The sequence below is a fragment of the Mycobacterium sp. ZZG genome (assembly GCF_054786995.1).
The window spans coordinates 1-3,848 of record NZ_JBTBFV010000124.1 but is presented as its reverse complement, the minus strand read 5'-3'; the positions used below and the strand labels follow the sequence as shown (position 1 = coordinate 3,848).

Genomic DNA, 3,848 nt, shown 5'->3' with positions numbered 1-3,848 from the left:
ATTCCTTTGCTCGAGTGACTTTGGTCGGTCTCTCGAAGAATCACGCGATGACCCTCAATCAGTCGGCTACGACACGCCGGTACCGCTGATCAGGTCCGACTCGTACACCACTCTGCTGGACGCAACCGTGACCGGCAGCCTCTACCCCCACCGTGACCTGCACACACGATGGCGCTAGAGCCAACACACGTTTGGTGACGTCACCAAGACCGGACCGGGTCATCGCGAACTCAGCCGGGCCCATCAAGGGTCGACGAGCGCCGTCGGTCACCGACACCATCGCCGAAGTCTTGCCGACATCGACGGCAACGACGATCGTGGACACCGGGACTGGAGCATTTAGCACAGACACAACAACACCTCCGGGGCGTGCCAATGAGGACCTGCAGCGCGCCAAACGCTCAGGCCCTCGAAGGAATCTCTGACAATCCCTTCCTGACACCCCCGGAGGCGTTTGTGAAGGACTACCTCAAGTCATATCAACCGAGCAGCGCAGGTAGGCGTTGCAGCAGCCCGGGGAGCGCGGTGGCTGCCGTCTCGCGCAGGCTCACCGTCGCGCTGGAGGACAGCGGGGTGGGCTCGGGGTTCACCTCGATGACCGGAGTCCCTCTGGCCACCGCCAGCTCCGGCAGTCCGGCCGCCGGATAGACGACCGAAGACGTCCCGACGACGACCACCAGGTCGGCGTTGACGACGGCCTCAACCGACTGCTGCCACGCGTCGTCGGGCAGTGCCTCGCCGAACCACACCACGTTGGGACGGATCAGTCCACCGCAGACGCCGCACGTCGGTGGGTCGACGGATTCGATCGGCTCCGGCATGTCCGGCACTGCGCTGCGGAACGCCGACCGGCAGTGGTCGCAGTGGAACTCGAAGAGGCTGCCGTGCACGTGGTAGACCCGGGAACTGCCGGCGCGTTCGTGCAGGTTGTCGACGTTCTGGGTGACCACATGCACGTCGGCGTAGTCCTCCCAGGCTGCGACCGCGCGGTGGGCGTTGTTCGGCGCGACGGCGCTCATCATGTGGTGGCGCCACAGATACCACGCCCACACCCGGTCCGGGTGGGCTCGCCAACCGTCGGCGCTGGAGATCTCGTACGGGTCCACCTGCGCCCACAGGCCGGTCTCCACATCGCGGAAGGTCGGGACACCGCTCTCGGCGGAGATCCCCGCACCACTGAATACCGTCACCTGCACACCCCCAAGTTAGCGGCTTTGGGTGATACTGGGCACGTGGCCGAGTTGGGGGATTGGGTACGCGTCGATCCGCACGCTGCCAGGCCGCTGTTCGACCAGCTCAGAACGCAGATCATCGCAGGTGTCCGGGAGGGCAGGCTCACGCCCGGCACCCGGCTCCCGACGGTCCGCGAGCTGGCCGGTCAGGTCAACCTGGCAGTGAACACCGTGGCGCGGGCGTATCGGGAGTTGGAAGCGGCGGGGATTCTGGAGACAAGGGGGCGTTTCGGTACCTACGTTGCGCGGTCGGATCCCGCCGACGCGGCGATGGCGACGGCGGCGCACACCTACGTGGCGGCGGCGCGTGCACTCGGAGTCGACAAGGGCGAGGCCCTGCGGTACATCGAGACGGCCTTCGGCTGAGCCGAAGCCGATCAGCCGAACTCCAGCAGCGTGAACGTGGGTCGGACCGAATCGAGCAGCGGCACCCGTTGTGCGGTCCACAGCAGCGCGTTGAGGAGTCGGCCGCGGGCCTGTTCGGCCGGCACGTCGTGGGCGGCGCGCACCCCCGGCACAGTGTTCACCAGATCCGCGGCCTGAGCCACCGACAGCGTGAACGGCATCGGAGGCACCCTGTAGCGGCGCGAGGCGCGGAAGCCGCGGCGCACGAGCGGCGCCGCCGCCGACGGCGGCAGGTCGAACATCATCTGTCCGCCCGGGAATCGGGCCGCGCACTCGGTGATCAACGCCATCGATTCCTCCGGCTGCAGGTACATCAGCAGCCCCTCGGCGGTCACGAAGACCCCGTCGGCGGTGTCCACCTCGTCCATCCAACTGAAGTCCAGCGCGGATTGCGCGATCATGCGGACCCGGTCGGATGCGGGCAGCAGTTCGCGGCGCAGCTCGATCATCCGGGGCAGGTCGACGGTCAACCAGCGGAAGTCGTGCCCGACGCCGGTCCCTTCGGCGTCGAGCCGGTAGAAGCTGGTCTGCAGGCCCTCGGCGAGCGCCACCACCGTCGCCTTCGGATGGTCGAGGAGGTAACGGCGGGTTCGTTTGTCGAATGCCTTGGCACGTAGAGCCATATCTTGACGTCGCACATAGCCGAACTTGGCGAAGTCGAAGTCGATGGAGTCCACCAGGTGGATGGCCATGGGATCGTCGATCAGCGAGTCGGGCCGTCGGGCCTCGGTCGCGCGGACCAGCAGTGTCAGCAGTGCGGTGTCGGAGACCCCGGTGACGTCTGCGGCGTCGTGTTTGCCCGTGTGTGTCATGAACTCTCCTGTCCCGCCCCGCGCCCGCTGCGCAGGACCTTGTCGACCGTGCGCAGGTTGCGCGTGGTGGTCGAGGATTTGTAGCGCTTCTTACCCATCGTCTTGCCCATGGCGCTGGTCAGCGTGGCGGCTCGCGGCACCTGCCAATACACGACGCCGGCACCGGGCTCGATCAGCTCGCCGGGACCCGGCTGCCGCGCCAGTTGTGACAACTCGGCCAGCACCTCTTCATCGCTGACGAACGTGACGTAGGAGTGGTGGTCGGGCACCTCGCGTGCGAACGGGAACGCGGCCGAGATCGCCGCGACGGTGTCCAGATCGTAGACGAGGACCCAAGCGTCATAACCGAATTCGTCACGCAGCGCGCGCTCGGCCTGCCGCCGGACCGCGGCGGCGCCGGCGCGGCTGCTCAGCAGCACGTTGCCGCTGGCCAGGACTGTGACCACGTCGGTGAAGCCGGTGGCGCGCAGCGATTGGGCCAGCGCGTCCATCTTCAGGTTCACCCCGCCGACGTTGACACCGCGAAGGAGCGCCACGTAGCGCGTCACGATCCGTACTTCGACGAGAATCGGTCCACCTGCTCGATGATCCCAGACCCGGGAAAGTCGTAGGCTCGTCGCATGGCGCGTGATGTTTTCGACGACAAGCTGCTGGCGCTGATCGGCGGGAACTCGCTGGGCGTGCTGGCCACCCTCAAGCGCGACGGCCGGCCCCAATTGTCCAACGTGTCGTACCACTTCGACGCGCGCACGCTGACGATCTCGGTGTCGATCACCGAACCGCGGGCCAAGACCCGCAACCTGCGTCGCGATCCACGCGCGGCGATCCACGTCAGCTCCGACGACGGTTGGGCGTACGCGGTCGCCGAAGGTGATGCCGTGCTCAGTCCGCCGGCCGGCGACCCGGGCGACGACACGGTGGCGGGCCTGGTCGAGCTTTACCGCAACATCGCGGGCGAGCATCCGGATTGGGACGACTACCGGCGGGCCATGGTCGATGATCGCCGGGTGTTGATGCGGCTGCCCATCGCGCACGTGTACGGCATGCCGCCCGGGAAGCGCTGACCGAACGGCTACGCTGCCGTCATGGCATCGAATGAGCCCGCCGAGTCCGACGAGGACGACCAGAAGCGCAAGTTCCGGGAAGCGCTCGAGCGCAAGAATGCCAAGGCGGTCAAGGGTTCGTCCCATAAGGACGGCGGCGCCAACACGGCCAGGGGCTCCCACGGACCGGTGGAGAACCGACGCGAGTTCCGCCGCAAGAGCGGCTAAGCCTCGATCCGTGGACTGAAGTGATTGATGTGTCTGCTGAGACTGTTCTTCGTGGTGCGGGGGTGTGGGCATGGGGTAATCGCTGGTCTGCCCAGCATTTCCTGTGTGCTCCGGTAGGGGCCTGCTCG

At 67.0% G+C, this 3,848-nt stretch carries 6 protein-coding genes and 1 pseudogene; 3 read left to right on the top strand and 4 right to left on the bottom strand.

What is annotated here, in order from left to right:
* Positions 1–127 precede the first annotated feature (127 nt).
* Positions 128–352, bottom strand: a pseudogene (locus tag ACXMYJ_RS28750) (IS110 family transposase); the annotation flags it as partial.
* 127 nt (positions 353–479) lie between these two features.
* Positions 480–1,196, bottom strand: coding sequence for an NAD-dependent deacylase (locus ACXMYJ_RS28745; protein WP_460359502.1), 717 nt, complete (start codon positions 1,194–1,196; stop codon positions 480–482).
* Between the two features lie 36 nt (positions 1,197–1,232).
* Here ACXMYJ_RS28745 and ACXMYJ_RS28740 point away from each other — a divergent pair, with 36 nt between their 5' ends.
* Entirely contained in the window at positions 1,233–1,598 is a 366-nt protein-coding gene (locus tag ACXMYJ_RS28740; protein WP_260754807.1) for a GntR family transcriptional regulator, read from the top strand.
* Between the two features lie 11 nt (positions 1,599–1,609).
* Here ACXMYJ_RS28740 and ACXMYJ_RS28735 read toward each other — a convergent pair whose 3' ends face one another.
* Positions 1,610–2,449, bottom strand: coding sequence for a class I SAM-dependent methyltransferase (locus ACXMYJ_RS28735; RefSeq protein WP_460359501.1), 840 nt, complete (start codon positions 2,447–2,449; stop codon positions 1,610–1,612).
* Positions 2,446–2,997, bottom strand: a complete 552-nt coding sequence (locus ACXMYJ_RS28730) for a DUF1697 domain-containing protein (RefSeq protein ID WP_460359500.1) — start codon at positions 2,995–2,997, stop codon at positions 2,446–2,448. Before ACXMYJ_RS28730 ends, ACXMYJ_RS28735 begins: the two co-directional genes overlap by 4 nt.
* A gap of 72 nt (positions 2,998–3,069) precedes the next feature.
* Between ACXMYJ_RS28730 and ACXMYJ_RS28725 the strand changes: the two genes are divergently transcribed.
* Both ACXMYJ_RS28725 and ACXMYJ_RS28720 read left to right on the top strand, forming a co-directional pair.
* On the top strand, positions 3,070–3,513 hold the full coding sequence (locus tag ACXMYJ_RS28725) for a PPOX class F420-dependent oxidoreductase (RefSeq protein ID WP_460359499.1): 444 nt from the start codon (positions 3,070–3,072) through the stop codon (positions 3,511–3,513).
* Between the two features lie 21 nt (positions 3,514–3,534).
* On the top strand, positions 3,535–3,720 hold the full coding sequence (locus tag ACXMYJ_RS28720) for a DUF5302 domain-containing protein (protein ID WP_260754803.1): 186 nt from the start codon (positions 3,535–3,537) through the stop codon (positions 3,718–3,720).
* Positions 3,721–3,848 lie beyond the last annotated feature (128 nt).